Here is a 25655-nt window from a genome sequence, read left to right on the forward strand (position 1 = left end):
ATGCAATAAAAAACACATCGTATACTAAACGATGTGTAAAATTGTTGGCTCATATTTAGTTATATTTTCTCTTAAATAAGATCATAGATGCTAGAGAAAGAACTACAATTGTGCAGGCAATCACAATTAGACTTGTTGTGGAGCTAAGTATATGTCCATTTAGTTCATAAACAATGCCATAATTCATTTTATAATCCTCCACATAAGAAACGGGCACACCATCAAAAACATTTGCAATAGAGCTCTCCATAAATGCATTGCGTAATAATAGTGTTGTATGGCTAATTGGGAAGTACATGATTACATGTTGTGCAAAGCTTGGTAGAGCTCCAAGAGGTACATAAACACCACATAAAAATCCAAGTAATGTACCAACAATTGTGCCAAGTGTTGAGAAAGCATTTTGGGTCGACACAAATAACGAAAGAAATAAATTAAAAACACTTGCAAGCAAGACAGATAAAAACAATATGCTCAATACCTGAACAAAATCTCCGAAACTTAGAAGCTTACCTCCCGTTGTGACAATAAAGATTTCACAGCCGATGAGCGCGATAAAGGAAAAAATACAGCCGATAATAAATGCATTGAGCACATAGCTCAACTGAATGGTTGCACGAGAAAGGGGAGCTGTTAAAAAGTCGGCTTGTACCTTGGATTCTTGGTCTTTAACAGCGATACCATAAGCACCAAGTGTAGTCGAAACAGCAATCATGGAGAGTAAGCCTGCTACTAGCCATTCATTGACCATGGTGATCAATCCAGGTGTAGCTTCTGTTAGTTGTTCAATGGCATCTACCTGCATTTTTTGGAGAAAAACAGCGTACAGCACAATGACAATAATGACTGACAGTAGGGAGAAGAACACCTGTGTTTTATCCCGTCTAAAAATTTTGTTATTACGCAGAACTAAACTAAATAATGCTTCCACTATGCAACCTCCTCCTCTGCCATAATATGAAGAAAGACATCGTCCATTGATCCTTTAATGACTTCAAAGGAGGCGATAAGTGGCTCAGCTTTTTTTAAAAGGGGAAGTGCTTGTAAGGTAGAAGATAAACGGATGGTGTATATCCCTTGATTCTCTGTGTAGGAGACTGCATTTTCTTCAAGAAACTTTACACCCTCCTGTGCATTTTGAAAAACGAGAGCCATTGAATCATAGGCATATTTTGTTTTTAGTGCATCGGGCGTTCCCTGTGCGACAATTTTTCCTTTCTTTATGACAGTGACTTGGTGAGCGACTGCCGCTTCCTCCATATAATGGGTCGTTAAAAAAACAGTCATATTGGTTTCCAGTTGAAGCTGCTTAATTGCCTGCCAAACAAATTGACGTGTTTGTGGATCTAAACCCGTTGTAGGTTCATCCAGAAATAAAATACTTGGACGGTGAATCAGTGCCCGAGCAATATCTGCTCGCCTTTTTTGTCCACCTGATAATGTTCCATATTTTTTCTTTTCAATATCCTCTAAATGCAAATAGGTGGAAACAAATTGATAGTTATCGGTAAGCTGTGTTTTCGATAAACCATATGTTTTCCCTCGATGGAGGATATTTTCACGTACAGTTAAGCGCTCATCTAATAGACTTTGCTGGAAAACGACACCAATAGATTTACGGATATCCGCGTTATCATTGCTTGCGTCGAGTGTGAAACCATTAATAGTTACTTGACCACTCGATTTTTTTAGTAAAGTACAAAGTATTTCAATCGTTGTAGATTTACCTGCACCGTTTTCACCTAAAAAAGCGAATAGGGTGCCTTGTTCGACTGTAAAAGAAATGCCTTTGACAGCTTGCTGTTTTCCATATTGTTTACATAAATTTTCAACTTTTATCGCAAACGTCATAAGTGTTTAATCCCTTCTCTTTTGAATTTCTTTATTGATTTTTTCAATATCATTTAATTGAAAAACATACAGAATACACCAAACAATCAAGTAAATAATGGCTTCCGCAATAAGTACATACCATACACCTGAATCAAACCAACTACCAAAATAGCCTGCTGTTAATACACATGCTGTCACCGCTACTAAGTGTAGAAGAATCTGAACTGTAAAAGGCAATTGCTCCATATCAAAAATGACGGATAGCAAACCAATGGCAATACCAAGAATGGCCGCGATAACAATTTGCTCCAATAATTCTGTTCCTGACGCCCCCGCATTATTTGATAGGAGGCTAAACGTCACTAAGACATAAGAAGAGCTAAGGGAAATGAGTAGACCGATAATCATCATACGTAAATACTTCATGCTATGAATCCCTCCCAATACCTAAGTGTCTCTTTAATTCTTTTAAATATTTTCGGCTGACATGAATGGCTACGTCATTTTCAAGTAATAGCTGTGTAGTGCCGATTTTGCCCATTTGAATAGAGGATATTTTATGGATATTGACGAGTGTAGACTTACTCACGCGCACAAAATCTTTGGCTAGCTGAGCCTCAAGCTCATATAATTTTCGCTTGGACTCAAACTCTTGCTCATCTGTCTGTAAAAATACTTTGGCATCCTCTGCGTAAATGGAATAAATATCGGAAATTTTTAAGAGATGAATTTCTTGTTGGTCATACCCATCTAGCATCGTAGTTTGGGATGTTTGAAGCTGTCTCATCAATCTTTCAATTTGCTCATTATATTCCTTGACATGAATATGAACCTCAGTTTCCTCGAGCTCATGATTGATGGTTAAATGAATTTTCATAGGAGGCCTCCTTAAAAACGCTGAATCAGGTATTACTAATGTAGCATAGAAAATTTTAGCAAGGATAAATTGTTCGATAAGAGGTTTTATTTGATGGATAACAGGTTCTTTTTCAACGATAGCAAACAGCTCAAAAGTCGGTCCAGTAGAAAAAGCGGTTTATAAAGGTCATAATAGGCTTATCGAGTTGAAGGGGTTGCTACCATGTTTATTTTTGATAAGCATATGTTCATCACATTATGCATTGGTTTAATAGGTACTGTATTTTTTCAATTTTTCCATATACCGATGCCTTGGCTGTTAGGAGCGATTACAGCGGTGCTCATCGTGCAGCTATCCACCAATGTCCAATTAAAATGGCATCATTCTTTCCGCAATTTTGGTTTAGTCGTAGCAGGTTATTCTATCGGCTATGCCTTTACACCAGAAGCTGTACAGGACATCAAGCTTTTTTTAGGAAGCATGGTCGTGTTAAATATCATATTTATTTTATTGTTTTTTGCGGTAAGTTTCCTTGTTGCCAAGCGTACAGATTTAGATTTTGCGACTGCCTTAACGTGTTGTGTTCCTGGGGGCATGTCGCAGGTTGTGGCATTTGCGGAAGAGCAACAAGAGATGGATATGGTGGTCATCACATTCTTTCAAATCCTTCGCGTTCTTTTAATCGTTGGCTTTGTTCCTTTAATGGTGGCAGGAGCAGGTGGCAATAGTTCTATGATTGATGGAACATACACATGGAACCTTGTTGGCATACTTGTGGTATGTGGTGGCGCAGGATGGCTAGCACAAAAGCTAAAAATTCCAACAGGCTATATGCTAGGCCCAGTGTTTTTACTAATGGGCATTAATATGGCAGGGATAGAAGTACCAAAATTACCATTATCACTTCTGCATATTGCTCAACTCATGCTAGGAATTTATATCGGATTATTATTGAAAAAAGAGGATTTACATTTATCGAAGAAGCATATCTTTTATGCGTTTGTTTCAGCGGGCATTTTTATAGGGGCAGCCTATGGTTTAACATTTGTGATGGCAGCGTTGTACAGCCTTGATTTTAGGACAAGCTTTTTAAGTATTGTTCCTGGTGGTCTTGATCAAATGGGGATTATTGCCGCTTCGGTCCATGCAAATGTCACGATTGTCACGGCCTTTCAGCTTTTTCGTGTACTAGTTGTCTCGATTTTCCTGGTGCCTGTGGTAAAAATGTTTGTGAAAAAAGTGAAAACATGAGGGGGGCTACGAATCAATCTCTTATGTTTTTCTTTGTGCGAATTTCGATCAAATAGAACTTTTGAATAATGATAAACGAACGTTAAAATTTCCCTTTCCAAATAATCCGAATAATGTTATGATAGCCATAACTACTATGAACGGAGGTGAGAAGGAATGAATAAAAACGCTACGAAAACATGTGTAAAAGTGGATACGGCTATGTATTTTGCACGTGTGATTACTTTCGATTTTGCGAACAACGGGATAGGTCTGTCCATTTTTAAGCAAAATCAAATAACAAACGTAGCGAATTAACCATTCTTTTTCACACATTTAATTGAGAAGAGGACTGCTTGTTAATGAGCAGTCTTTTTTGTGTTCTAAAGATGTTTTCGCACGTTTCATTGGAGGAAAAAACGATGCAAATGAAAGCTGAACAAATCCAAAAAATTATGGGTGGAAATATATTATTCGAGAACTTACAGCTAGAGGTAAATAGTGGCGAACACGTGGCGATTGTTGGTGTAAATGGCAGTGGTAAAACGACTTTATTACAACTGCTTGCAGGGGTAGAGATACCTGACAAGGGACGAATAATTAAAAGTAAAGAAGCGACGATTGGCTATTTACATCAGATTCCACATTATCCACTACATGCTGTGAAAGAAGTGCTGGAGGAAGCATTTGCGGATATTTATGCAATAAAGGCAAAAATGACGGCACTTGAGCAAGAGATGCAGTCGACGGTCACGGATAAAATATTACTGCAATATGGACAATTGCAGGAGCAATTTATGCTATTAGGGGGCTATGAAGTAGATGCGCAGCTGGCAATGATTGCAAATGGACTGGGTATTTCAGATATGCTAGCGCAGCCATTTAGTAGTTTAAGTGGTGGGGAAAAAACAAAGGTTATGCTTGGACAAATTTTATTGAAAAAGCCCTCTATTTTGTTATTGGATGAACCAACTAACCATCTGGATATGCAAGCCATTGAGTGGCTTGAACATTATGTGCGAAACTTTGAGGGGATTGTCATTGTCGTATCCCATGATCGTCAATTCATGAATCAAGTAGCCCAGAAGATTATTGAAATTGAGGATGGGGAGGCTTTTACGTATAACGGCCATTATGATGCTTTTATAGCACAAAAAGAAGCAAAAATTGAGCAACAGTTTGCAAATTATGAAGAGCAGCAAAAGAAAATTAAAAAGATGCAAGAAACAATTAAACGATTAAAGCAGTGGGCAAATGAGGCGAATCCACCAAACGCATCGATGCATCGACGTGCTAAGAGTATGGAAAAAGCATTAGCACGTATCGAGCGAGTAAAGAAGCCCCTCACTAAAAAGAAAATGAATTTAGCGTTAACGATGGCTGAACGCAGTGGTAAAGAGGTTGTGCTATTGCAAGCCATTGATCATGGCTTTGATAAGCCTTTATTGAAGGACAGCAATCTAGCTATTTATTTTGGCGAAAGATTAGCAATTGTTGGGGGCAATGGTAGTGGAAAATCTACATTATTAAAAATGATGTTAGGGGAAATCATTCCTAATCAGGGAATGTGTCAGATTGGAAGCAATGTGAAATTTGGCTACCTTTCCCAGCAATTTGAACATCCAAATCCTGCTATTCGATTAATCGATGCCTTTCGTGAAAGTGTCGCCGTGTCTGAGGCGGAAGCTCGCCATATACTCGCACGATTTTTGTTCTATGGCTATGATGTTTTTAAAAAAGTGAAGGACTTAAGTGGTGGAGAAAAAATGCGTCTTCGTTTAGCACAATTAATGCATGAGGATATCAATGTCTTAATCTTAGATGAGCCAACGAACCATTTAGATATTGAAGCAAGAGAAGTATTGGAAGAGACACTAGAATCCTTTGAAGGCACGATTATTGGAGTTTCACATGACCGCTATTTCTTACAGAAAATTTTTACGAAAACAGCGTGGATTGAAAACCAGGCTATTCAGGTTTTTGAGGGAGATTATGAGTGGGCTAGAGAAAAACGACAGGAACTTGCAATGAAAACGATTGAAAAACAACCAGCCAATAAAACGCAGCCACCTAAAAAAGAATTACCGATTGAACAGCAAATTGAAAAATTAGAGACAAAACTACAACAACCATCGCTTGCTAAAGAACAGCGGCAGAAGCTTGAACTTCAATTAGAAAATTTATATGAAAGATGGTTAGAAGGAGGCACAGAGCATGTTTAATTTAGAACGCATTATGCAGCTTGATATAGAGTATGTGAAGAGTTTCAGTGAAGTGGAGGTTTGTAGGGAGGGGATCTTATTTTATAATCAGGCTATCCCATCCTATTATGATGCAAATCATGCACAGATTTGGAGAAAGATTGAACAACCTGATTTATTTTTACAAGACATCAAAGATTTCTACCAATCAAAGTCTCTGATTCCGCGGATTTATTTATATAATCTGGAAGAAAATCAGCTATGTATAGAGGCATTAGAGACGCATGGCTTTCAATATGAGCATTTTGTCAATGAAATTCAATATTGGGACGGTGAATATGCGATACTTCCACCTAACCCTGCCATTCAAATTGAGCGTGTAACGGATGCAAATATGGAGGAAGCATTAGCAGTAGAAATGAGTATTTCTGCATTTGGGGAGCCTTCATTAATAAAAAAGGCATTTGAGCAAACCTATCATTCGTCACATTTTACGTATTATCTACTAAGACTAGATGGGGTGGCGTGCTGCTCAGCAACTATTTTTGTGTCAGGAAATCAAGGAAGGATTGAAAGTGTAGCAACCACTGAAAGCTATCGTGGTCGTGGTTTAATTGGCTATATGCTGCAGTATATCCAACAGCAATCAGTCAAGCTGGGATTGGACGATCTTTGGATATTACCGATTAGTGAACAGGTTGCCAAAGTATATGAAAAGGCAAATTTTAAATCAGTTGGCTCCATAGCATCGATTCATGCGTTTACAGAAGGGAAGAGCATTCAAGACATCCGCCAACAGGCTTAAATAGCTACACATAAAGCTCGCCAAATTCCTCAGGTCTCAGTTAACAGCATTGTTTATCCATTGTCATCTATCGCTTTGATATGAATTTGCGAGATGCAACTATACATGGCTTAGTTGGAGCAGGTGGATAGGTGTTAAAGGATAAGTAGGAATAAATGAAAACTAGTAAAATCCTGAATAGTATCGACTATTCGGGATTTTTGTTTTATTGTTAAAAAGAAGGATTTTCAATTATTAAAAGTTTTTTACTTGAAAAAATGCCGTATTCGATTTATTGTCTTTAGAGATACTTGTTTAATGGACTTGGAGGATATGAAATGCACGGAATTTATATACGCTATAATGTCTCAGATGAAACCCCAGCAGCACAATGGCCCAAAAAAATGGATGCATTTGCGTATGTTCAACGAGGAAAACCACAACAAGACAATGATAACTTGCTGTCAAAAGAGGAGCTAAAAAACCATGCCATTCGCTATATTAAAAGCTTGAAAGACAATGCAAGTGTCCATTTAGTAGAGCAGCGCAACGGTGAAATTGAACATTTTGATCGACGCTACATGGAGTCATTAAAGTTAAAGGAAAGCATCGATTCTCAACTTATTAATCTAGAAGAAATACGCTTATTATTGCAATTAATGAATGTCTTGAATTTATCCCATGCTTTTGGAGAAAATGCTGGCAAGCTACTTCGTCAAATAACGCCATATGCCAAAGAGGTAGAGCATCCAACATTCCAAACAACACGCGTCGAGCGCCATTTTTATTCGGAGCTAATTGAACAAATAGAAATGGTTTACGCACGAATTATGCGTCAGCACAACCCATCTACTACGGAAATGCAACAATCAGAAAAGCTATGGACAACAGTCTGTGAGCAAGCAATAGAAAAAGTAGAAGCACGAATCGAACGTTTATCATCTATTAAGTTAAAACATGAGAAAAATTTACTAGAGTTTAGTCACTTAAAACAGCAAAATATCGAAGCGAAGGAACGCTTAGATCTAGCTGTCCATGAACTGGATGCCATTTTAAATGTATTAGAATCATAAGAAAAGCATGTCTCTGTCAAAATCGGAGACATGCTTTTTATGTTGTTGTCGGATAGAAGGACAAAAGTGACGGTTAGTGCTGTGAATGTAGCGGTTAGCAGTGCGAAAGTGGTGGATAGCTTCGTAAGATTGACGGATAGCTATGCTTTACTTCGCTTTCTCCTCTGTTTGATCCCGCTTAGTTTGGCGTGAAAGGCGGATTAAATCCAATCCAAGCAGCACAACAATAATATAGAATAGAGGACTTGTGAACGATAGGCCAATTTGTGACTGACCGCCAAGTAATGTTAAAACAATCCATAATCCAACTGTATACAATGTTAATCCGATATAAGCCTTTTTTGATAATTTTTTATATCTACCCTTGTCGAAGGCTAGCTGAATGATGACAAGCACAACTAATATAAGCAATATTATTTTTTTAGTCAGCATCGCAGCAATAGCTGTATCAGGGAAGAAATCATTAACGAATAATAACGTGAAAAATACTAGAATTACAAAATTTAAGATTGTCGAAAGCTTCATGCCGTTTCTCCTTAGTTGTCAGAATACTTTTCTATTGTAACATGGTTCTAATGAAAGCAAAAAATAATACTTTAAAGAAGAGTTTGAAAAATTTTGAAACTTTTCCTGAGGTACATCCGTATAGTAGGTAATATGATGAAAAGGGGTGAGCAACTTGACGCTATTTGGCTATTCACTCGAGCAGATCTTTTTGGTGGTTTTGATTTTCGCTGGCCTTGCCACAGTATTGGTTATGTTTTTTGGTGATGCAGTCGAAGGTATTGGGGAAGGACTACCCATTTTTAATCCGAGTGTCATTCTATCTTTCATTACGTTGATGTCAGCAGCAGGTTTTATTTTAGAAAAACTAGCCTGGTTCTCTAGCGTTTGGAACATTATTGCTGCATGTATCATCGGTGCTATTTTAAGTTCCATCTTTTATTTATTTGTTCTCGTTCCGCTCCGCTCCGCTGATGTTTCTTTAGCTTACACAGAGGAATCGCTAGGCGGGCAATTAGGAAGAGTTATTGTGCCAATTCCAGTAGATGGTTTTGGCGAGGTTGTTATCGAAACGACAAGTGGCATGATTTCAAAACGGGCAACGGGCTATGATAATGAAGCCATTGACTATGATGAAACGGTTCTTGTTGTGGATGTGAAGGACGGAACACTTTTTGTTAGAACGTATGAGAAAAAATTTGTTTAAAGGAGAGATATGTCTATGTCAACCGATATCTTAATTGTTTTAGGAATTGTAGCATTTGTATTAATTGCCCTAGTCGGCTTATATGTGACAAAGTATCGTACGGCGGGTCCTGATGAAGCACTGATTGTGACAGGTAGCTATCTCGGCTCTAAAAATGTACATAAGGATGAGTCGGGAAATCGCATTAAAATCATACGTGGGGGCGGTACATTTGTATTCCCTATTTTCCAACAAGCACAGCCGTTAAGCTTACTTTCTAGTAAACTAGAAGTGACAACGCCTGAGGTATATACAGAGCAAGGTGTTCCTGTTATGGCAGACGGTACAGCCATTATTAAAATTGGCGGTTCCATTTCAGAAATTGCGACAGCAGCAGAGCAGTTTTTAGGAAAGCAAAAAGCGGAGCGCGAAGGGGAAGCACGTGAAGTATTAGAAGGTCATTTACGTTCCATTTTAGGGTCTATGACGGTTGAAGAAATCTACAAAAATCGCGATAAATTCTCACAGGAAGTTCAACGTGTTGCTTCACAAGATTTAGCAAAGATGGGTCTTGTCATTGTATCCTTCACGATCAAGGATGTACGAGATAAAAATGGCTACTTAGACTCACTAGGGAAACCGAGAATCGCACAGGTAAAGCGAGATGCTGATATTGCGACAGCAGATGCAGAAAAAGAAACACGTATTAAACGTGCAGAAGCGTCTAAGGAAGCACAAAAGGCAGAACTTGAGCGTGCGACGGAAATTGCAGAAGCAGAAAAAGAAAATCAGTTAAAAGTAGCTGAGTTCCGACGTGAGCAGGATATTGCGAAAGCCCGTGCTGACCAAGCGTATGAGCTTGAAACTGCTCGTGCCAAGCAGGAAGTAACAGAGCAAGAAATGCAAATTCGCATTATCGAGCGTCAAAAGCAAATTGAATTAGAAGAAAAAGAAATTTTACGTAGAGAAAAGCAATATGACTCTGAGGTTAAAAAGAAAGCAGATGCAGATCGCTATGCAGTGGAGCAAAATGCCGCAGCTGAAAAGATGCGCGAGCTTGCACAGGCTGATGCGGAAAAATATCGTATTGAATCATTAGCAAAAGCAGAGGCAGAGAAAATTCGTTTGGATGGTCTTGCCAAAGCAGATGCAGAGCGAGCACAAGGGGAAACGGAGGCAGATATCATTCGTTTACGCGGTCTGGCGGAAGCTGAAGCTAAACGTAAGATTGCCGAAGCCTTTGAATACTATGGTCAAGCAGCTGTGCTGGATATGGTTGTGCGCATGATGCCAGAGTATGCAAAAGAGCTTGCAAGCCCACTTGGCAATATCGATAAGATTACAGTGGTCGATACTGGTGGTGGAGAAGGTAGCGGAGCAAATAAGGTGACGTCTTATGCAACCAATTTAATGTCTACACTTCAAGAAACATTAAAGGAAACTTCTGGTCTTGATGTAAAAGAGCTGATCGAAAGCTATGCTGGGAAGCACACATTGCGTCCAGAATTAGAGCAGATTGCTTTAGGTCTTGAAAAAAGCAGGCACCTGAAGAAACGAAAGAAGCGGTAGAACAATCCTAACAAAAAACGACCTGATGAGATCATCAGGTCGTTTTTTTTATTGTTGTTGCTGCCATTCACTTACAAGCATGCCATAAATAACGTGATTTACATAATGATCGTAGAGCCATTCTGCAGCTCGAATTGTTCCTTCTTGCATGAAACCAAGACGTTCTGGGATTGCGCGACTTTTGTGATTGGCTTCAGCAACGCGAATTTCAACCTTATGAAGCTTAAATGTTTCAAAGGCATATTGTAATAAAGCTTTTACCGTTTTCGTCATGATGCCATGTCCTTGTGCTCCTTCGCTCAACCAATAGCCAATAGTGCCTATTTTATTGCTCGGGTTAATCGCGTTAAAGCCCGCAATGCCAACAATTTCATTTTTAAAGAGAATGACCAGGGAGAGGCTACTGTTCGCTTCATGCCCCTTAATACAGCTATCAATATAGGCTTTTGTATCCGCCAGTTCTTTCGTAAAATCCAGCCATGGTAGCCATTCTTTCAGATATTCCCTCGAGGCATCCGTTAATGCAAAAACCTTCTCTGCATCCTCAGGTGTGATCATCCGTAAAACTAAATCTTGGTTAATGGTAATCTGCATTATTGTTCACCTCATTTTTATTTTAATGCATTGTGCATAAAGCCTTTCATTTCTCGGCTAAGTAAAGTTAATTCTTCTATAATTTCGCTGAAATCCTGTACGAGCTGTGCTTGCTCATTTGTTGCATCATTGATTTGTCCCATATTTTGCTTGAGATTATCAAGATTTCTATTGATATTTCGTAATGATGATTCTATATTTTCGGTAGCACTAGATGTCTCAAAGGACAGTTTTCGAACTTCTTGTGCCACAATATTAAAGCCAGCGCCATGCTGTCCAGCACGTGCAGCCTCGATGGATGCATTTAAACCTAGTAAATTAGTTTGGCGAGATATACTTTTAATTAAATCTGTCACGGCATTTGTTTTTTCAGAGTCTTCTAGGGCATGCTGTGCTTGCTTATTAATTTCCTCACTAGTGGCCGCTAATTCCTCAGAATGGGAAGCGATTGTATGTACTTTATCCTGTAGACTGTTGACGATCTTATCCATCGTAGCCATATAATCTTCAAGTTTGAGCTCATTATCTATTGGTAAGCCAAAAGCTAATGCGCCTACTACTTGACCATTTTCACGAATGGGGAATGAAAAAGCATTGATTGCTACACCATAAACATCCTCTGGTATCACCACATCTGCATTTTGTCCATTAAAGGCGATGAAAACATTTTGGTCATTGGCGTTAACTTTTTGTCCATCATGGTAGCCGGAATCCACACGTTTACCTGCTAAATATTTAACGACTGTTTCACTTTCCTTTTCAACAACAGCTACAATGGCTTCTTGCTTTAATGCTAGATGAATATAAGGTGTTGCGAGGGCTAAAGCTTCAATAATTTTCATAAAAATTCCTCCAAGTCTCGTCAATGAAAATGGTTGTGTCATCTATCTTCATTGTGACAATGGTTCTAGATGATTACTTTTACTGTAGCACAATATTTGCCAAGTCAAAATAACTATTTATTTTTTTATTAAAAGACGTTTATACAAATTTGATATGCTTTTATTTGTCAATTATTTTTTGTGATTCATAGGTGGAAATGTGGGTCTTTTTGTCTGAAATTTGACAAGGAGACGTGTGTTTTGCGAAATATTGTATTAGAATAATAGTAGCATGTGGAAGAAGCTAAGGAGAGAGTTTCATGGACTATATACAAAAGGGTACGAGGGCGTTTCATAAAGCGAATTGGGCCTTATTTTTAGCAGGCTTTATTACGTTTGCTAACCTATATGTAACGCAACCATTACTACCAACGTTTTCAGAAGCATTTGACGTCTCACCAGCTGTAGCAAGTTTATCTCTTTCGGTAACTACCTTTGCATTAGCGGTGAGTTTAATCATTGTCAGTTCGTTATCAGAAGCATGGGGAAGAAAATCATTGATGACGATTTCTATTTTTGCAGCTTCTGTCCTGACCCTAGCTCTTGCATTTTCACCTAACTTTGAAACAATTTTAGTTTTGCGTGTTGTACAAGGCATCGTTTTTGCTGGTTTACCTGCAATCGCTATGGCTTATTTGGGAGAAGAAATGGAACCAGCAAGCTTAGGGGTTGCTATGGGCTTATATATTAGCGGTAATTCAGTAGGGGGACTTAGTGGCCGCGTTATTATTGGTACCTTAACGGACCATTATAACTGGCATACAGGCATGATAGTACTAGGAGGAATCAGCCTGCTAGTTAGTTTGTTGTTTGTCTGGATGTTACCAAGCTCCAAACATTTCAGCGCGCGACCTTTACAATTAAAAGCATTAACCAAAACCCTACTGCAACATTTAAGAGATCCTTCTATGCTGTGTCTTTATGGGATGGGGTTTCTTTTAATGGGAAGCTTTGTCACACTCTATAATTATATTGGCTTTAAACTAATGGCGCCTCCCTATAATTTAAGTGCTACAATTGTAGGTTGGATATTTGTCATTTATTTAGTTGGGACATTTAGCTCAGCATGGTTTGGCAGTTTAGCCGATCGTTTTGGTCGCCAACGAATGCTTTTACTGGCCATTGCCATTATGTTAGCTGGAGCTATAGTAACGCTTAATGGGCTCCTTACCTTAAAGGTTATAGGGATAACAGTTTTTACCTTTGGCTTTTTTGCAGCTCATTCAATCGCAAGTGGATGGGTGAGCAAACGAGCATCCCACGATAAAGCACAAGCATCTTCTCTCTATTTATTTTTCTATTATTTTGGTTCAAGTGTTGGAGGAACGGTAGGAGGCGTTTTTTGGATGAAATATGGGTGGATGGGTGTTATCGTGATGATTGCTCTGTTTTTATTCATTGCTTGTGTCCTATCATTTTTATTAAAAAGATTCATTGTTAGACAACGTATCACAACATGATGTGAGGTGTCATTTTGCAGGAATTATTTTTATACTTTTTCATTATCCTAGCAGCTTCTATTTTACAAACCAGTACAGGTTTTGGCTTTTCCGTTATGGCTACGCCTTTTTTACTGTTGCTTTTTACACCACAAGAGGCGATGCAAATAAATATAATACTGTCCCTTGTTATTTCGTTTTCTCTCATATGGAAGGTGAGACATGATATTGATGTAGCGTTGCTTAAAAAGGTGATGATCGGTAGTGTTGTAGGTGCTCCTTTTGGTAGTATACTCTTTGCCTTAGTCGATGTGACGACATTTAAGCTGCTCATCGCCATCCTTCTTATAGGGCTTACGATTCTGTTGATTAAAAATCTCTCTATTCAACAAACAAGGAGTAGAGATTATGGCGTTGGTTTTATATCAGGAATGTTCACAACAAGTATTGGGATGGCTGGACCACCACTGTTGCTCTATTTTGCGAGCACACATAGAAATAAAGAAACCATTAGAGCTGTTTCACTAGCCTACTATATATTTATCTATCTTATTAGCTTACTTTCTCAAGTCATTTTTGAGGGTACAAGTAAAATGGTTTGGGTATATAGTATGTATGCTTTGCCAATTGTTTTCTTAGGACTTATTTTTGGACAAATGCTATTTACTCGATTAAATCAAAAATTGTTTAAAATCTTAATTTATTTTCTATTAGTAGCAGCAGGCTTAATTTTGTTGATCCAAAGTTTATGGTCAATGCTATAAACAACAAAAAGAAGTATGGAAGGATGATACATCCTCCCATACTTCTTTATTGTTAACCCATAATATTGTAGCCAGCGTCGATGTAGATCGTCTCACCAGTCACACCACGTGATAGGTGAGATAGCATAACAATCGTCATATCTGCTACTTCATCTTGTTGAACATTACGTTTTAAAGGAGCTGTTTCTTCAATTTTGTGTAAAATTGTGTTAAAGGAAGGAACACCTTTTGCAGCAAGTGTACGAATAGCACCAGCTGAGATAGCATTGACGCGAATATTATCTTGGCCAATATCAGCAGCAAGGTAGCGCATAGAAGCCTCTAATGCAGCTTTTGCAACGCCCATCACATTGTAGCCATCAAGTACTCGTTCTGCACCTAAGTAACTCATCGTAACGATAGAGCCACCCTCTGTCATGTATGGATGAGCTGCTTTTGCTGTGGAAATAAGTGAATAGGCGCTTGTATCTTGTGCGAATGCATAGCCTTCTCGAGTTGTTTCAAGGAAGCGGTTGTGTAAATCTTCTGCATGCGCAAAAGCCACTGAATGGACAATCCCATGAATAACGCCAACCTTTGAGCCGATTTCTTCAAAGGCTGCTTTTGTGCTGTCGTCACTATTCACATCACATTGAACAACAAGAGAATCGGATTGTCCGATATTTTCTAATTGTTTTTGTAATTTTTTTAATGAGCGTTCTTGACGATACGTAAAGATGACATTTGCACCAACGTCAAATAAACGTTTTGCAATGCCCCAAGCAATACTGCGATCATTTGCTACGCCCATGACAACAATGTTCTTATCTTTTAATTGTAATAAATTATCCATCATTATGAAGAACTCCTTTGTGAGATAATATCTGTTATTAGTACCAACTACTAAAATCTTATCATACATAAAATATCGTTGCAATAACAAGATGAAAAGAGAAGTAGTTTAGGGAGCAAAAAAAATTCATCTCTTTGCAGTAGAGACGAATTGAAAAGTATGCTATTTTATTTTGTTACACAATGATCATACAAATCTACTGCTCGATTAACAGCACTACTGACAGTGATTCGAAAGCAATTTTGTGACCGAATGACCTGTGCCAATATTTTGATTGCTCTTGTTTGATTTTTATGGAATAAAGCATTGTCAGTTTGAAAATCATCGTCTAAAAAGGCAAGATAATAAGGTATTCGGTTTTGTGGTTTTAACAAATCAGATTCTGCACTTTTTTCAAGTGTTTTGTACACCCATAAATCGATGGCATTTCCTAAGTGGAAGGCCGCAAAATACTGAAAATCATCATTCTCGCATTCTTTTATTTTTTGAATTATCTGAATTTTTTGAAGCTCATCTAATAAGAATGTATTGATGGAATAATAGATGGCTTTAGAGGGATTGAGAATGAGCTCATCGGTCTGCTGCGATTTTAAGAAAACCCAGTTATTTAACACGTTTGCCCATGCGTCCACAGTATTCAAACATTTCGCACAAACATCGGGAAATATTGATTGCCACTTTGCAGCAAGATTTTTAAATCTATTCATATGGTCTTGATCAATATAAAATAAACTATGCTCAACTTGTAACTGCTCAAACATTCACATTCCTCCAATAGATTGGTATGTATAGCAATGGACCATATACCTATTATCTTGATGCAAAAGATAGCAATTTTTTAATCAATAAGAAGGCATCCCCTAAAGGATGCCTTTTAAGATATACATCAACTGAAGACTATTCAAATTTTAATGAATCACCATCGAATGTTTCATCTGCTACTTTGATAGAGTCTGTTGGACAACCTTCAAAAGCGTCTTGCATATCTTCCAATAGATCCTCTGGAACTTCAGCAGTTCCCATGTTATCATCTAAAATAACGAAGGCAATGCCTTCATCATCATAATCATAAATGTCTGGCGCTGCGGCTCCACATGCGCCACAAGCGATGCATGTATCTTTATCAACTATTGTGTATTTAGCCATTTTATTCTCTCCTTTAACGATGTTCCTATAAAGCTTCATACTCATTTTAAAGATGTTTATCTTACATTTCAACTTAAATACTATTAAATTGGAGGAATTTGCGTCAATGTTTCATCAAATTTTATTGCAAATCTTTCAAAAACTCAATAAAGAGCGGACGATTTCGGCTGCCTATCATGTCCTAAGAGGGAAGCGTTCAGGCCAGACGATTCAAGATATTGGCCTTTTTCAACTGCATCAATATTTTGGCCTATTGCCAAAACTATCTCGTACTACATTTGATGAGGCTGTAAACTTATTTGTGCAGAATAGTTGGTTAAATGTGCAGGAATCTGGTCATTTTTACATGGAAACGCTAGGATTACAACATGCACAACAAACGCCACCCTTTTTCTTTGATGGTTGGCACTATCGGGGAAATGAGCATGTGTTTTTTTCGAGGCTCTCTCTCATTGTACAAAGTTTGTCACATCAAGCTGCAGCTGTTCGTACCTTTTCACCGATTAGTAGAGATACAATGATTCAAGCGTGGGTGCGAACTTTTTTACAGGCACATCACTATAAGGAAGGTCATTTACAGCAGCAATTATTGACAGAATGTAATCATTTGCTAACTATTCTCCCTGTGTCAGATGCAAGCAAACAGCTTGTTCTGTATCGTTTAAGTGGTTATCAATTACCAGGATGGACATGGCAACAACTTGCAGATGAACGGAAGGAAACTGTAATGGATAGTCAATTAGCTTTTATTGAAACCCTACATATATTATTAAATGAAGTGCATCCAAAAATCGATGATTACCCATTACTAGGGCATGTGGCAGAAGGATTAAAAGTTAAAATATTGCTAACAGATTCTGCACAACAAACCGCACAATTATATGAACAAGGTTATTCGATGGAGCAAATTGTTCATGTGAGAAAACTAAAGCAAAGTACAATTGAAGATCATTTTGTGGAATTAGCTATGTATGAACCGAACTTTTCTATTGGCCCATTCGTCTCCTATGATGAAGCTCAAAAAGTGTGGCAGGCATCGAAGCAGTATCAAACAAAAAAATTGAAAATATTACATGAAGCTTTAAACGATATGAGCTATTTTCAATTAAGGCTTGTCCTTGCGAAAGGAGAAGTATAAATGGAACTTGAACAATTATTGTATAAGCATTTTGGTTATTCATCATTTCGACCAGGACAGAAAGAAGTCATTGAGGCCTTACTGCAAGAACAAGATGTTATTGCGTTATTGCCAACGGGAATGGGAAAATCACTCTGCTACCAGCTACCAGCCTATACACTAGATAAGCCTGTACTAATTGTTTCACCATTACTCTCATTAATGCAGGATCAAGTAGAAGAGCTGAAGCGTTTTGGGGAAAAAAGGGTGGTAGCTTTAAATTCCTTTTTATCGCTAACAGAGAAACGTTATGTATTACATTATTTAGAGCAATATCGTTTTATTTTTACTTCCCCAGAGATGCTGCTCCAGCAACAGGTACAAGAGAAACTGACGCAGATGAAGCTAGGTTTAATCGTAGTAGATGAGGCACATTGTATCTCACAATGGGGCTTTGATTTTCGACCAGATTATTTACGAATAGGTGACTGGCTATCGAGAGAAAATCGTCCGCCAATTTTGGCATTATCTGCTACAGCAACAAAGAAGGTTGTTCGAGATATATGGGAAACTCTATCTCTCAAAGCTCCATTCGAGTTTATGTATAATGTTGACCGCCCGAATATTCATCTTGGTCGTGTAGTAGTGGAGGATAAGGCTGATAAAGCTAGATGGCTCATGCGCCATGTTACGGAAACGGCAGGACCTGGTATTTTATATGTTTCCTCACGTAAACGGGCGCAACAATATAGCGAAGCCTTATTACAAGCGGGCGTTCGTGTTGCTGCGTATCATGCTGGCTATGGGGTGGAGGACCGTCAATTTATTCAACAGCAATTTATAGCTGGTGAACTTGATTGGATTGTTGCAACAAATGCTTTTGGCATGGGCATTAATAAGCTTGATATACGGCAGGTCATTCATGAATCAATGCCTGCCAATATAGCGAATTATATGCAGGAAATTGGACGTGCAGGACGGGATGGTCATTCTGCACTTGCTATTTTACTGTATGCTGAAGGTGATGAGGAGCTGGCTAAATTTGTTGTGACAGGCGATTTACCAACTTTACATCATGTTGACCGCTATCAGGAGCTGCTATATCAGCAAATACAGCCAATCCAAATGCTGAAAAATGGGGAGTTAAGTGAGACAGCCTTCCGTGTGTTAGACTATTGGCTGCAGCGAGAGTCTTCGGAACAAGTGAAGGTCCGATTAAATCATTTAGCACTAGAGAAATACAATGCAGTGAATGAAATGCTTCAAATCATACAGACAAAAGACTGTATTCGTGAACATTTAGTCGGGTATTTTGGGCAAAAATTGCAGAAAAAGCCGGAAAACTGTTGTGAAAATTGTGGAATCCATTATGATGTAATCAAGAAAGTACGCTTAAAAGAGAAAAAAAAAGTAGAAATGGCAACGTGGGAAAGTCGATTGCAACAACTATTAATGGGTAATTAGACTAAAACTGACGGTCATTTACTTTTTTCTTAAAATTCGTCATAATAGAGATGATAGAAAGCGTAGTAAGGTTGGGGGAAAGGCGAATGAATAAAGAAGATTATCGCGATAAAATAGAAGAGCATCGTCAATCATTTGAAGATGAGCAAAAAGAACAGCAATCCTTATCAAGAGTTTCCAGAATGAATAAAAACGGTAATAAAGACAAAAAGCCCAAAAATTCGAAACGTAAGACACCGTTAATGACGATTCTTTTTGTTATTTTTATCTTGATACCATTAACAATTCTTATTTATTTTTGGAAATTTTATGAACCTGGAAAAACAATTGAACAAGCCGAAAAGGATACAGCTGAACAGGTTGTCGAATTAGATCCTTCAGAAGCATCTGCGTCAGATAAGGATAAAGATGATAAGGGTCAAGACGCTCAGGGGGATAAGAAGGCTCAAGAGCAATCTCAAAAAGATGCTGATAAATTAGCAGCGGAGCAAAAAGCTGCTGAAGAAGCGAAAAAGGCTCAAGAGGCGAAAAAGGCAGAGGAAGCAAAAAAAGCCGAAGAAGCTCGAAAAGCTGAAGAAGCAAGAATAGCTCAACAACAAGCAGAGGCAGCAAGAAAAGCAGAAGAGGCTAGAAAAGCGGAAGAAGCAAAACAAAATGCTAAAGCAACGACACATACTGTAAAAGCAAATGAGAACTTATACCGAATTGCATTAAATCACTATGGCGATGGCAGTGAAGCGACTTTAGCTAAAATTCGTGCTGCTAATGGGATGTCCTCTAATACTGTAATGGTGGGGCAAGTCATTAAGTTACCTTAATAGAATTTTTCTTTCGTTATATAGTTTTTCTAGTATAAAACTACAGACAAACGTTCACACCAAAACGTACGTCTGATTTAGCAAAAAGGCGATTCGTTTTTTAAGAAGAATCGCCTTTTTGCTGTCGTAAGGAGAAGTGAGAAAATGCTATATTTAGGGCTATTTCTTTTGGTAGTCATCGCCCTTCTACTTTATATGTGGAAGGTGGCACATGAAAATAATGTATTGTCTCACCAGCTTTCATTACAGGGTGAACAGGAGAAGGTACGATTATTTTTTATTTCAGATGTTCATTTACGTAAAATAAGTAAGAAAATGATTGCACAATTACAGGGACATCATTTTGATGCAGTAATTATTGGCGGTGATTTTGCGGATAGCCGTACACCGATTGATCGCATTCATGGAAATTTAACATTATTAACGTCCCTTGGACCAACCTATTTTATTTGGGGCAATAATGACAGAGAAATTGGGGAAGAAAGACTGAAGGACATTTTACAGGCATACCATGTTCAAATTATTGTCAATGATGCTGTACAACTGCCGCTTAAAAATAGCTTTTGGTTAAGTGCCATTGAGGATACAACAGTAAAAGAATATAGTTTTGTAAAAGCTTTTGCAAAGATAGGAGATCAGGATTTCGTTGTTTTCATCGCTCATAATCCAGAGGTTTTTGCGAAAGTTCGGGCTAAGTTCCGTGCGGATTTAATGATGGGGGGACATTTACACGGAGGGCAAATCCGATTCGGCCCATATGGTGTCCATCCAAATGGTTCCTATCGTCAGCGTGATGGTGTCATGACATTAGTAAGCAATGGCTATGGGACGACATTAGTACCTTTTCGATTTGGTGCAAAGCCCCAATGTCATATAATTGATATTGATATTTCGAGTAAATAAACAACCAAAACGTGTGAGAAGGCGTATAATAAAAAGGTATCGTCTATTCTATGATAATGTGAAAGCATGGAGCAGCAATTGTTGCTGTTCAAATTCGATTGGAGTGTCAAGAAATGCAGCAAGCAGATGCAATTATTGTTGGAGGAGGCCCATGTGGCTTAGCAGCAGCAATAGCTTTGCAAAATATTGGTTTACAACCTATTGTGATTGAAAAAGGAAATATCGTCAATGCCATCTATCATTACCCTACACATCAAACATTTTTTAGTACGAGTGAACGGTTAGCCATTGGTGATGTACCATTTATTATTGAAGGACGTAAGCCGAAACGCAATCAAGCCCTTGTCTACTATCGAGAGGTCGTCCGTTTAAAAAATATACAAGTTAATCGCTTCGAAAAAGTACAAAGTGTTGTAAAAAATAATGATTTGTTCACTGTTACCTCCGAGAAGGAAACGTATGAAACGCCCTATGTTGTCATTGCAACAGGTTATTATGATCATCCAAATTATTTAAATATCCATGGTGAGCAGTTGCCTAAAGTTTTCCATTACTTTAAAGAGGGCCATGAATTTTTTGATACGGATGTTCTAGTTATAGGTGGCAAAAATTCAGCGATTGATGCCGCGTTAGAATTAAATAAAGCGGGTGCTCGTGTAACCGTAGCCTATCGTGGTAGCGAATACTCTTCAAGCATCAAGCCATGGGTATTGCCCGAATTTGAAGGGGTAGTCAAAACTGGAGAAGTTGACATGCTTTTTAATACAAATGTATTGGAAATACGAGAGCATGAAGTTGTTTTAGAAGTAGAGGGCCAAGAGAAAGTAGTAAAAAATGATTTCGTTTTTGCTATGACTGGCTATCATCCTGACCACTCCTTTATCAAAGCGATGGGAGTGGAGATAGAGGAAGAAACGGGTCGCCCTTATGTTACGCCTGAAACAATGGAAACCAATGTTGAAGGACTATTCATTGCAGGTGTTATTGCTGCAGGAAATAATGCCAATGAAATTTTTATTGAAAATGGTCGTTTCCATGGCGAATGTATCGCCCGAATTATTGAGCAGAGAAAAAAATAATGATCGAGGCTGTATAGGCATGTAGCTTATACAGCCTTTTTAGCAAGGAGGCAACTCAATGATTGGCTTGTATTGGCTCTTGAGTTATTTAATAGGAAACATCTTGACGGCTTATTTCGTTGGTAAGATATACGGTGTCAATTTGCAGGAAGAGCGGAGTAAAAATTTAGGCGCACGTAATGCAGGAAGTGTGATTGGGAAAACAGCGTTTATTTTGACGCTTCTTGGCGATTCATTAAAAGGTGTACTTGTTGTCGGATTAGGACGCATGTGGCAACTGGATGAATGGGTCGTTATTGGCGGAGCTGCATGGGTGATCATAGGGCATCTATTTCCGATCTGGCTGAAATGGAATGGAGGGAAAGGTGTAGCTACTTTTATTGGTGTGGGTCTCGCCTTATCACCAAGTCTTTTTTTATGGATGATCATTGGTACAGCACTTATATCTGCATTTACTAGAAGTCTGACACTTGGCATGGTTGGTGGCTTTGTTTTTTATATAGCCGCAATTATACAAGCAGGGAAATTAGAGCCATATGTACTTTTAATCATGGCCATCGTGTGTATGCTTATTAAGCATATGTCTAATATTCAGGAATCATTGAAAAGAGGGAAGTGAAGGAAATGTATTGGTGTAAAATTGCCAAGACAAATGAGGAATTTGAGGCGATTGCTCGATTGAATTATGAAACATTTGTAGAAGAAATTCCTCAGCATGAGGTAAATGCATCGCGAAAAAAGTTGACCGATTTCATCAGGAGAATACCTATGTCGTTGTTTATAATCAAACAGAATTAATTGGCATGGTGGCGTTTAGAGATCAACGACCATTTTCTATTGATGAAAAGATTGGTAAGGTCGAGCAGTATTTATCGAAGGAAAATTGTGAGAAGCTTTGTGAAATTCGTTTGCTTTCCGTGAAGAAAGGTTATCGAACGGGTCGAGTTCTATTGAAGCTTACTCAGGCCTTAACTACATTCGCCTACGAAAAAGGCTATTCTGCGGCAGTGATTTCAGGTACAACGAGAGAGGAAAAACTATATAAGCAGATGGGTTTTAAGCAGTTTGCGCCAGCTGTCGGGGAAGAGGGGGCGATGTTTTTACCGATGGTGCTCACTAGGCATGAATTTGAACAATCATTACAACATAGACTAACGACGGAACCCTCTACATTTTATCCTGGACCAGTGAAGCAATTAGAGACAATTGCTTATTCAGAATTATCACATCGTTCATTAGCTTTTTATGCGCTTTATGAACGCGTGCAGAAGAAGTTGCTGCAATTATCGAAGGCCAATCATGTTGGTGTAATTGTAGGGACGGGAACGCTAGCAAATGAAGTGATGCTTGCACAACTAAAGGCACAGCAATTAGGAAAAGGGCTTATTCTAACAAATGGAGAATTCGGTGAGCGTTTACGGAAGCAAGCCGCTCGTTGGTCATTACAGTTTGAGGTGGTAGAAAAAGAGTGGGGAACGGTATTTGATGACAAAGAACTGGCTTCAAAGCTTGAGACGGGGTCTTATCAGTGGATGTTGGCAGTGCATGGGGAGACTTCCACGGGAACTTGTAATAACTTAGATATTCTTAAAAAGCTTGCTAAACAATACAATGTAAAGTTATGTATAGATTGTATTAGTTCGTTCGGTGCCATGCCGTTTTCTTTACAGGACTGCTATTTAGCTACGGCTGTGAGTGGTAAGGCCATTGGTGCATTAAGTGGGCTAGCATTTGTATTTTCGCAATCACTTGTACCCTCATCTGCCGATCTACCCGCTTATCTTGATTTAGCAAATTATCAGCAAGATGCCATACCATTTACATTACCTGCTGTATTACTGAGCAATGTGGAGACGGCATTGCAAGCCTATCCAGCACGTTATGAGCAGCTACAGCAACGCTTTCAATCGCTACTGCAGCTACCAATCATGCAATTTCAATATCCAACAATTCAATATCCGATGCTGATTACGGTTCAATTGCCTAATACTTATGCTAACCTACTTATGGATTTAGCATTAAATGGACTATTCCTTCATGGTGAAAGCCAGTATTTACGTCAAAAGAATTTCATTCAATTTTCTGTGATACAACCAGATTTTGATGAAGCTTTTGCTCGACTTAGCGAGATACTGAGCTATTATGAACAGGTGATCGAGGTGTGAGGAAAAATATTACAGGAAAAAGTCCTTTAAATTTAAAGGCGAGCCAGTTGTGTTAAGGCCTATTAATAATTTTAAACGTGCCTTTTGGCCATTAATACCTGTGGCGAATATGGCGCCTAAGTCTTCTAGCATTTTACCACCACCCACATAGCCATAAACACCTTCTGCAATTCCATTAAAGCAGCGGGAAACAAGTACAACTGGGATGTCTCGCTGTATAAGGCTTTCAATTCCCTTTACAACAGATGGTGGGACATTCCCTTGACCTAGTCCTTCTAGCACAACACCATCATATTTACATGCAAGCACGACATCCAATAAATCTTCTTCCATACCAGCATACACTTTTAGCATGGCGACACGCTTGGATAAATTGTTAACATCTACATATTGTCGACGAATTGGTGCGTGATGGAATAAGATTCGGGATTTAGTAATAAGTCCAATCGGTCCATATTGTGGAGATTGGAAAGTATTCACTGAACTTGTATATACGGTAATTCATATGTATTTAAAAAGGTACAGTTGGTCTATCCCCTACAAACGTTGATATATAAGGGTTTATACGATGTGGGTAACATTCAGAAAGTTATCCACAATACATAAAATATAAGGTGATATAGAAGTACTTATACTATATAATACAAGTGAGGTGAAATAAAAATGACAAAAAAAGTAGTATTGATCACAACTGGAGGAACGATAGCTAGTAAAAGAAACATTTCTGGTAAATTAGAATCTGGAGTATTGGATGGAAATGAAATTCTATCAATGTGTAATTTAGAAAATGATATTGAAATAGTATTAATTGACTTATTACATTTACCGTCAATGCATATGTCATTCGACAATCTTAATACTTTAACACAAACTATAAATGAGCAATTAAAAGATGAATCAGTGAATGGTATAGTGGTTACTCATGGTACTGACTCATTAGAAGAGACTGCCTATTTCTTAGAATTAACAACTAATGACACTAGACCAATTGTTGTTACAGGTTCTCAAAAATCTCCTGAAGATATTGGAACTGACGTTTATTCAAATTTGAGAAATTCTATTCTTGTCGCATCAAATGAAAATGCAAACAATTTTGGTACGGTAGTTGTTTTCAATGATGAAATTTTCCATTCAAAATATGTGAAGAAAATCCACTCTTCAAGTATAAATGGATTTGGCTCTATAGGTTATGGTAGATTGGGATTCATTGATAATGATGAGGTTGTAATTTATCAAAAGCCAACTAAAAGAGAATGCTATGACATAAAACAAACATATCCAAATGTGGAAATCGTTAACGCTTATTTAGGATGTACAGGTTTTTTATTAGACGCACTATATACTTCTGATATAGATGGTATAGTTTTAGTTGGATCTGGTAGAGGTCAAATAACTCCAAGCATGACAAAATCAATTGAAAAGTTAATTGCGAAAAATGTTAAAATCGTACTCACAACTTCCACTGAAGAGGGAAGGGTATTTCCATCTTATGATTACTATGGTAGCGCAAATAATCTTAAAGAGATTGGCGTTAGTATGGGTGGGGATTATGATGCAAAGAAAGCACGAATTAAGCTAATGCTTATGCTTGCAAATAATAATGATATGTATGATACATTTATGCATTAAAATAAGAAAATCCCTATCTAAATGTTTCAGGATAGGGATTTAAATTGGTTATGACCTAGTATTACAGTTAAGTTAACCGTTAAACC

28 protein-coding genes and 1 pseudogene are annotated in these 25655 nt (G+C 38.1%); 18 read left to right on the top strand and 11 right to left on the bottom strand.

Annotated features, from left to right (window positions below):
• Positions 1-55: 55 nt before the first annotated feature.
• From NP781_RS04055 to NP781_RS04070, 4 genes are read right to left on the bottom strand one after another with little or no spacing between them, the layout of a single operon-like run.
• Complete coding sequence (locus tag NP781_RS04055; RefSeq protein WP_221680577.1) at positions 56-931, bottom strand: ABC transporter permease; 876 nt, start codon at positions 929-931, stop codon at positions 56-58.
• The gene (locus NP781_RS04060) at positions 931-1851 is read right to left on the bottom strand and encodes an ABC transporter ATP-binding protein (RefSeq protein ID WP_221680578.1); all 921 of its coding nucleotides are present in this window, start codon (positions 1849-1851) and stop codon (positions 931-933) included. Before NP781_RS04060 ends, NP781_RS04055 begins: the two co-directional genes overlap by 1 nt.
• Positions 1852-1857: 6 nt before the next feature.
• On the bottom strand, positions 1858-2259 hold the full coding sequence (locus tag NP781_RS04065) for a DUF3021 domain-containing protein (RefSeq protein ID WP_257521439.1): 402 nt from the start codon (positions 2257-2259) through the stop codon (positions 1858-1860).
• A gap of 1 nt (position 2260) precedes the next feature.
• Entirely contained in the window at positions 2261-2710 is a 450-nt protein-coding gene (locus tag NP781_RS04070) for a LytTR family DNA-binding domain-containing protein (protein ID WP_221680580.1), read from the bottom strand.
• Between the two features lie 204 nt (positions 2711-2914).
• Here NP781_RS04070 and NP781_RS04075 point away from each other — a divergent pair, with 204 nt between their 5' ends.
• The 5 genes from NP781_RS04075 (at position 2915) to NP781_RS04095 (ending at position 7980) form a co-directional block, all read left to right on the top strand.
• Positions 2915-3943 (top strand): AbrB family transcriptional regulator, encoded by a 1029-nt coding sequence (locus tag NP781_RS04075; RefSeq protein ID WP_221680581.1) that lies wholly within the window; start codon positions 2915-2917, stop codon positions 3941-3943.
• 156 nt (positions 3944-4099) lie between these two features.
• Positions 4100-4240 (top strand): RAxF-45 family protein, encoded by a 141-nt coding sequence (locus NP781_RS04080; protein WP_004232534.1) that lies wholly within the window; start codon positions 4100-4102, stop codon positions 4238-4240.
• Positions 4241-4344: 104 nt separating this feature from the next.
• Positions 4345-6144: a ribosomal protection-like ABC-F family protein gene (abc-f, locus tag NP781_RS04085; protein WP_257521440.1), complete on the top strand. Its 1800-nt coding sequence runs from the start codon at positions 4345-4347 to the stop codon at positions 6142-6144.
• Complete coding sequence (locus tag NP781_RS04090) at positions 6137-6928, top strand: GNAT family N-acetyltransferase (RefSeq protein ID WP_257521441.1); 792 nt, start codon at positions 6137-6139, stop codon at positions 6926-6928. The genes abc-f and NP781_RS04090 overlap by 8 nt, the downstream gene beginning before the upstream one ends.
• Before the next feature lie 317 nt (positions 6929-7245).
• Positions 7246-7980, top strand: a complete 735-nt coding sequence (locus NP781_RS04095; RefSeq protein WP_221680584.1) for a hypothetical protein — start codon at positions 7246-7248, stop codon at positions 7978-7980.
• Positions 7981-8127: 147 nt separating this feature from the next.
• Here NP781_RS04095 and NP781_RS04100 read toward each other — a convergent pair whose 3' ends face one another.
• Positions 8128-8505 (bottom strand): hypothetical protein, encoded by a 378-nt coding sequence (locus tag NP781_RS04100; protein WP_221680585.1) that lies wholly within the window; start codon positions 8503-8505, stop codon positions 8128-8130.
• A 154-nt stretch (positions 8506-8659) separates the two neighbouring features.
• On the opposite strand from NP781_RS04100, the gene NP781_RS04105 reads away from it, so the two are divergent.
• Both NP781_RS04105 and NP781_RS04110 read left to right on the top strand, forming a co-directional pair.
• A complete protein-coding gene (locus NP781_RS04105; RefSeq protein WP_004232545.1) occupies positions 8660-9190 on the top strand; it encodes an NfeD family membrane protein in 531 nt (176 codons plus the stop codon).
• A 15-nt stretch (positions 9191-9205) separates the two neighbouring features.
• Positions 9206-10738 carry a flotillin lipid rafts scaffold protein FloT gene (locus NP781_RS04110; RefSeq protein WP_257521442.1) on the top strand — a complete coding sequence of 511 codons (1533 nt, stop codon included), beginning with the start codon at positions 9206-9208 and terminating at the stop codon, positions 10736-10738.
• Between the two features lie 48 nt (positions 10739-10786).
• On the opposite strand, the gene NP781_RS04115 is transcribed toward NP781_RS04110, so the two are convergent.
• Both NP781_RS04115 and NP781_RS04120 read right to left on the bottom strand, forming a co-directional pair.
• Complete coding sequence (locus NP781_RS04115; RefSeq protein WP_257521443.1) at positions 10787-11332, bottom strand: GNAT family N-acetyltransferase; 546 nt, start codon at positions 11330-11332, stop codon at positions 10787-10789.
• A gap of 17 nt (positions 11333-11349) precedes the next feature.
• Entirely contained in the window at positions 11350-12174 is an 825-nt protein-coding gene (locus NP781_RS04120; protein ID WP_004232551.1) for a methyl-accepting chemotaxis protein, read from the bottom strand.
• A 299-nt stretch (positions 12175-12473) separates the two neighbouring features.
• Between NP781_RS04120 and NP781_RS04125 the strand changes: the two genes are divergently transcribed.
• Together NP781_RS04125 and NP781_RS04130 are read left to right on the top strand one after the other, a co-directional pair.
• The gene (locus NP781_RS04125) at positions 12474-13673 is read left to right on the top strand and encodes an MFS transporter (protein WP_221680587.1); all 1200 of its coding nucleotides are present in this window, start codon (positions 12474-12476) and stop codon (positions 13671-13673) included.
• Between the two features lie 14 nt (positions 13674-13687).
• Positions 13688-14416 (top strand): sulfite exporter TauE/SafE family protein, encoded by a 729-nt coding sequence (locus NP781_RS04130; protein ID WP_221680588.1) that lies wholly within the window; start codon positions 13688-13690, stop codon positions 14414-14416.
• A 52-nt stretch (positions 14417-14468) separates the two neighbouring features.
• Here NP781_RS04130 and NP781_RS04135 read toward each other — a convergent pair whose 3' ends face one another.
• From NP781_RS04135 to NP781_RS04145, 3 genes are all read right to left on the bottom strand, one after another.
• The gene (locus tag NP781_RS04135) at positions 14469-15251 is read right to left on the bottom strand and encodes an enoyl-ACP reductase FabI (RefSeq protein ID WP_004232559.1); all 783 of its coding nucleotides are present in this window, start codon (positions 15249-15251) and stop codon (positions 14469-14471) included.
• Between the two features lie 164 nt (positions 15252-15415).
• A complete protein-coding gene (locus NP781_RS04140) occupies positions 15416-16009 on the bottom strand; it encodes a hypothetical protein (RefSeq protein WP_221680589.1) in 594 nt (197 codons plus the stop codon).
• Between the two features lie 136 nt (positions 16010-16145).
• Positions 16146-16394 (bottom strand): ferredoxin, encoded by a 249-nt coding sequence (locus tag NP781_RS04145; RefSeq protein ID WP_004232564.1) that lies wholly within the window; start codon positions 16392-16394, stop codon positions 16146-16148.
• A gap of 106 nt (positions 16395-16500) precedes the next feature.
• Between NP781_RS04145 and NP781_RS04150 the strand changes: the two genes are divergently transcribed.
• From NP781_RS04150 to NP781_RS04185, 8 genes are all read left to right on the top strand, one after another.
• Entirely contained in the window at positions 16501-17532 is a 1032-nt protein-coding gene (locus tag NP781_RS04150; protein WP_257521444.1) for a YpbB family protein, read from the top strand.
• Positions 17533-18975: a RecQ family ATP-dependent DNA helicase gene (locus NP781_RS04155; RefSeq protein ID WP_257521445.1), complete on the top strand. Its 1443-nt coding sequence runs from the start codon at positions 17533-17535 to the stop codon at positions 18973-18975.
• 86 nt (positions 18976-19061) lie between these two features.
• The gene (locus NP781_RS04160; protein ID WP_257521446.1) at positions 19062-19793 is read left to right on the top strand and encodes a LysM peptidoglycan-binding domain-containing protein; all 732 of its coding nucleotides are present in this window, start codon (positions 19062-19064) and stop codon (positions 19791-19793) included.
• 144 nt (positions 19794-19937) lie between these two features.
• Entirely contained in the window at positions 19938-20696 is a 759-nt protein-coding gene (locus NP781_RS04165) for a metallophosphoesterase (protein ID WP_257521447.1), read from the top strand.
• Positions 20697-20809: 113 nt separating this feature from the next.
• Entirely contained in the window at positions 20810-21775 is a 966-nt protein-coding gene (locus tag NP781_RS04170; protein ID WP_257521448.1) for a YpdA family putative bacillithiol disulfide reductase, read from the top strand.
• 58 nt (positions 21776-21833) lie between these two features.
• Positions 21834-22394, top strand: coding sequence for a glycerol-3-phosphate acyltransferase (locus tag NP781_RS04175; RefSeq protein WP_257521449.1), 561 nt, complete (start codon positions 21834-21836; stop codon positions 22392-22394).
• Between the two features lie 5 nt (positions 22395-22399).
• Positions 22400-22573, top strand: coding sequence for a hypothetical protein (locus NP781_RS04180; protein WP_257521450.1), 174 nt, complete (start codon positions 22400-22402; stop codon positions 22571-22573).
• 5 nt (positions 22574-22578) lie between these two features.
• Positions 22579-23940: an aminotransferase class V-fold PLP-dependent enzyme gene (locus NP781_RS04185; RefSeq protein ID WP_257521451.1), complete on the top strand. Its 1362-nt coding sequence runs from the start codon at positions 22579-22581 to the stop codon at positions 23938-23940.
• 9 nt (positions 23941-23949) lie between these two features.
• On the opposite strand, the pseudogene NP781_RS04190 reads toward NP781_RS04185, so the two are convergent.
• A pseudogene (locus NP781_RS04190) lies at positions 23950-24429 on the bottom strand (asparaginase); the annotation flags it as partial.
• Positions 24430-24603: 174 nt separating this feature from the next.
• On the opposite strand from NP781_RS04190, the gene NP781_RS04195 reads away from it, so the two are divergent.
• Positions 24604-25569, top strand: coding sequence for an asparaginase (locus NP781_RS04195; protein ID WP_257521453.1), 966 nt, complete (start codon positions 24604-24606; stop codon positions 25567-25569).
• Positions 25570-25655: the final 86 nt, after the last annotated feature.

The organism is Lysinibacillus sp. FN11, assembly GCF_024628845.1.
Classification (GTDB): Bacteria; Bacillota; Bacilli; order Bacillales_A; family Planococcaceae; genus Lysinibacillus; species Lysinibacillus capsici.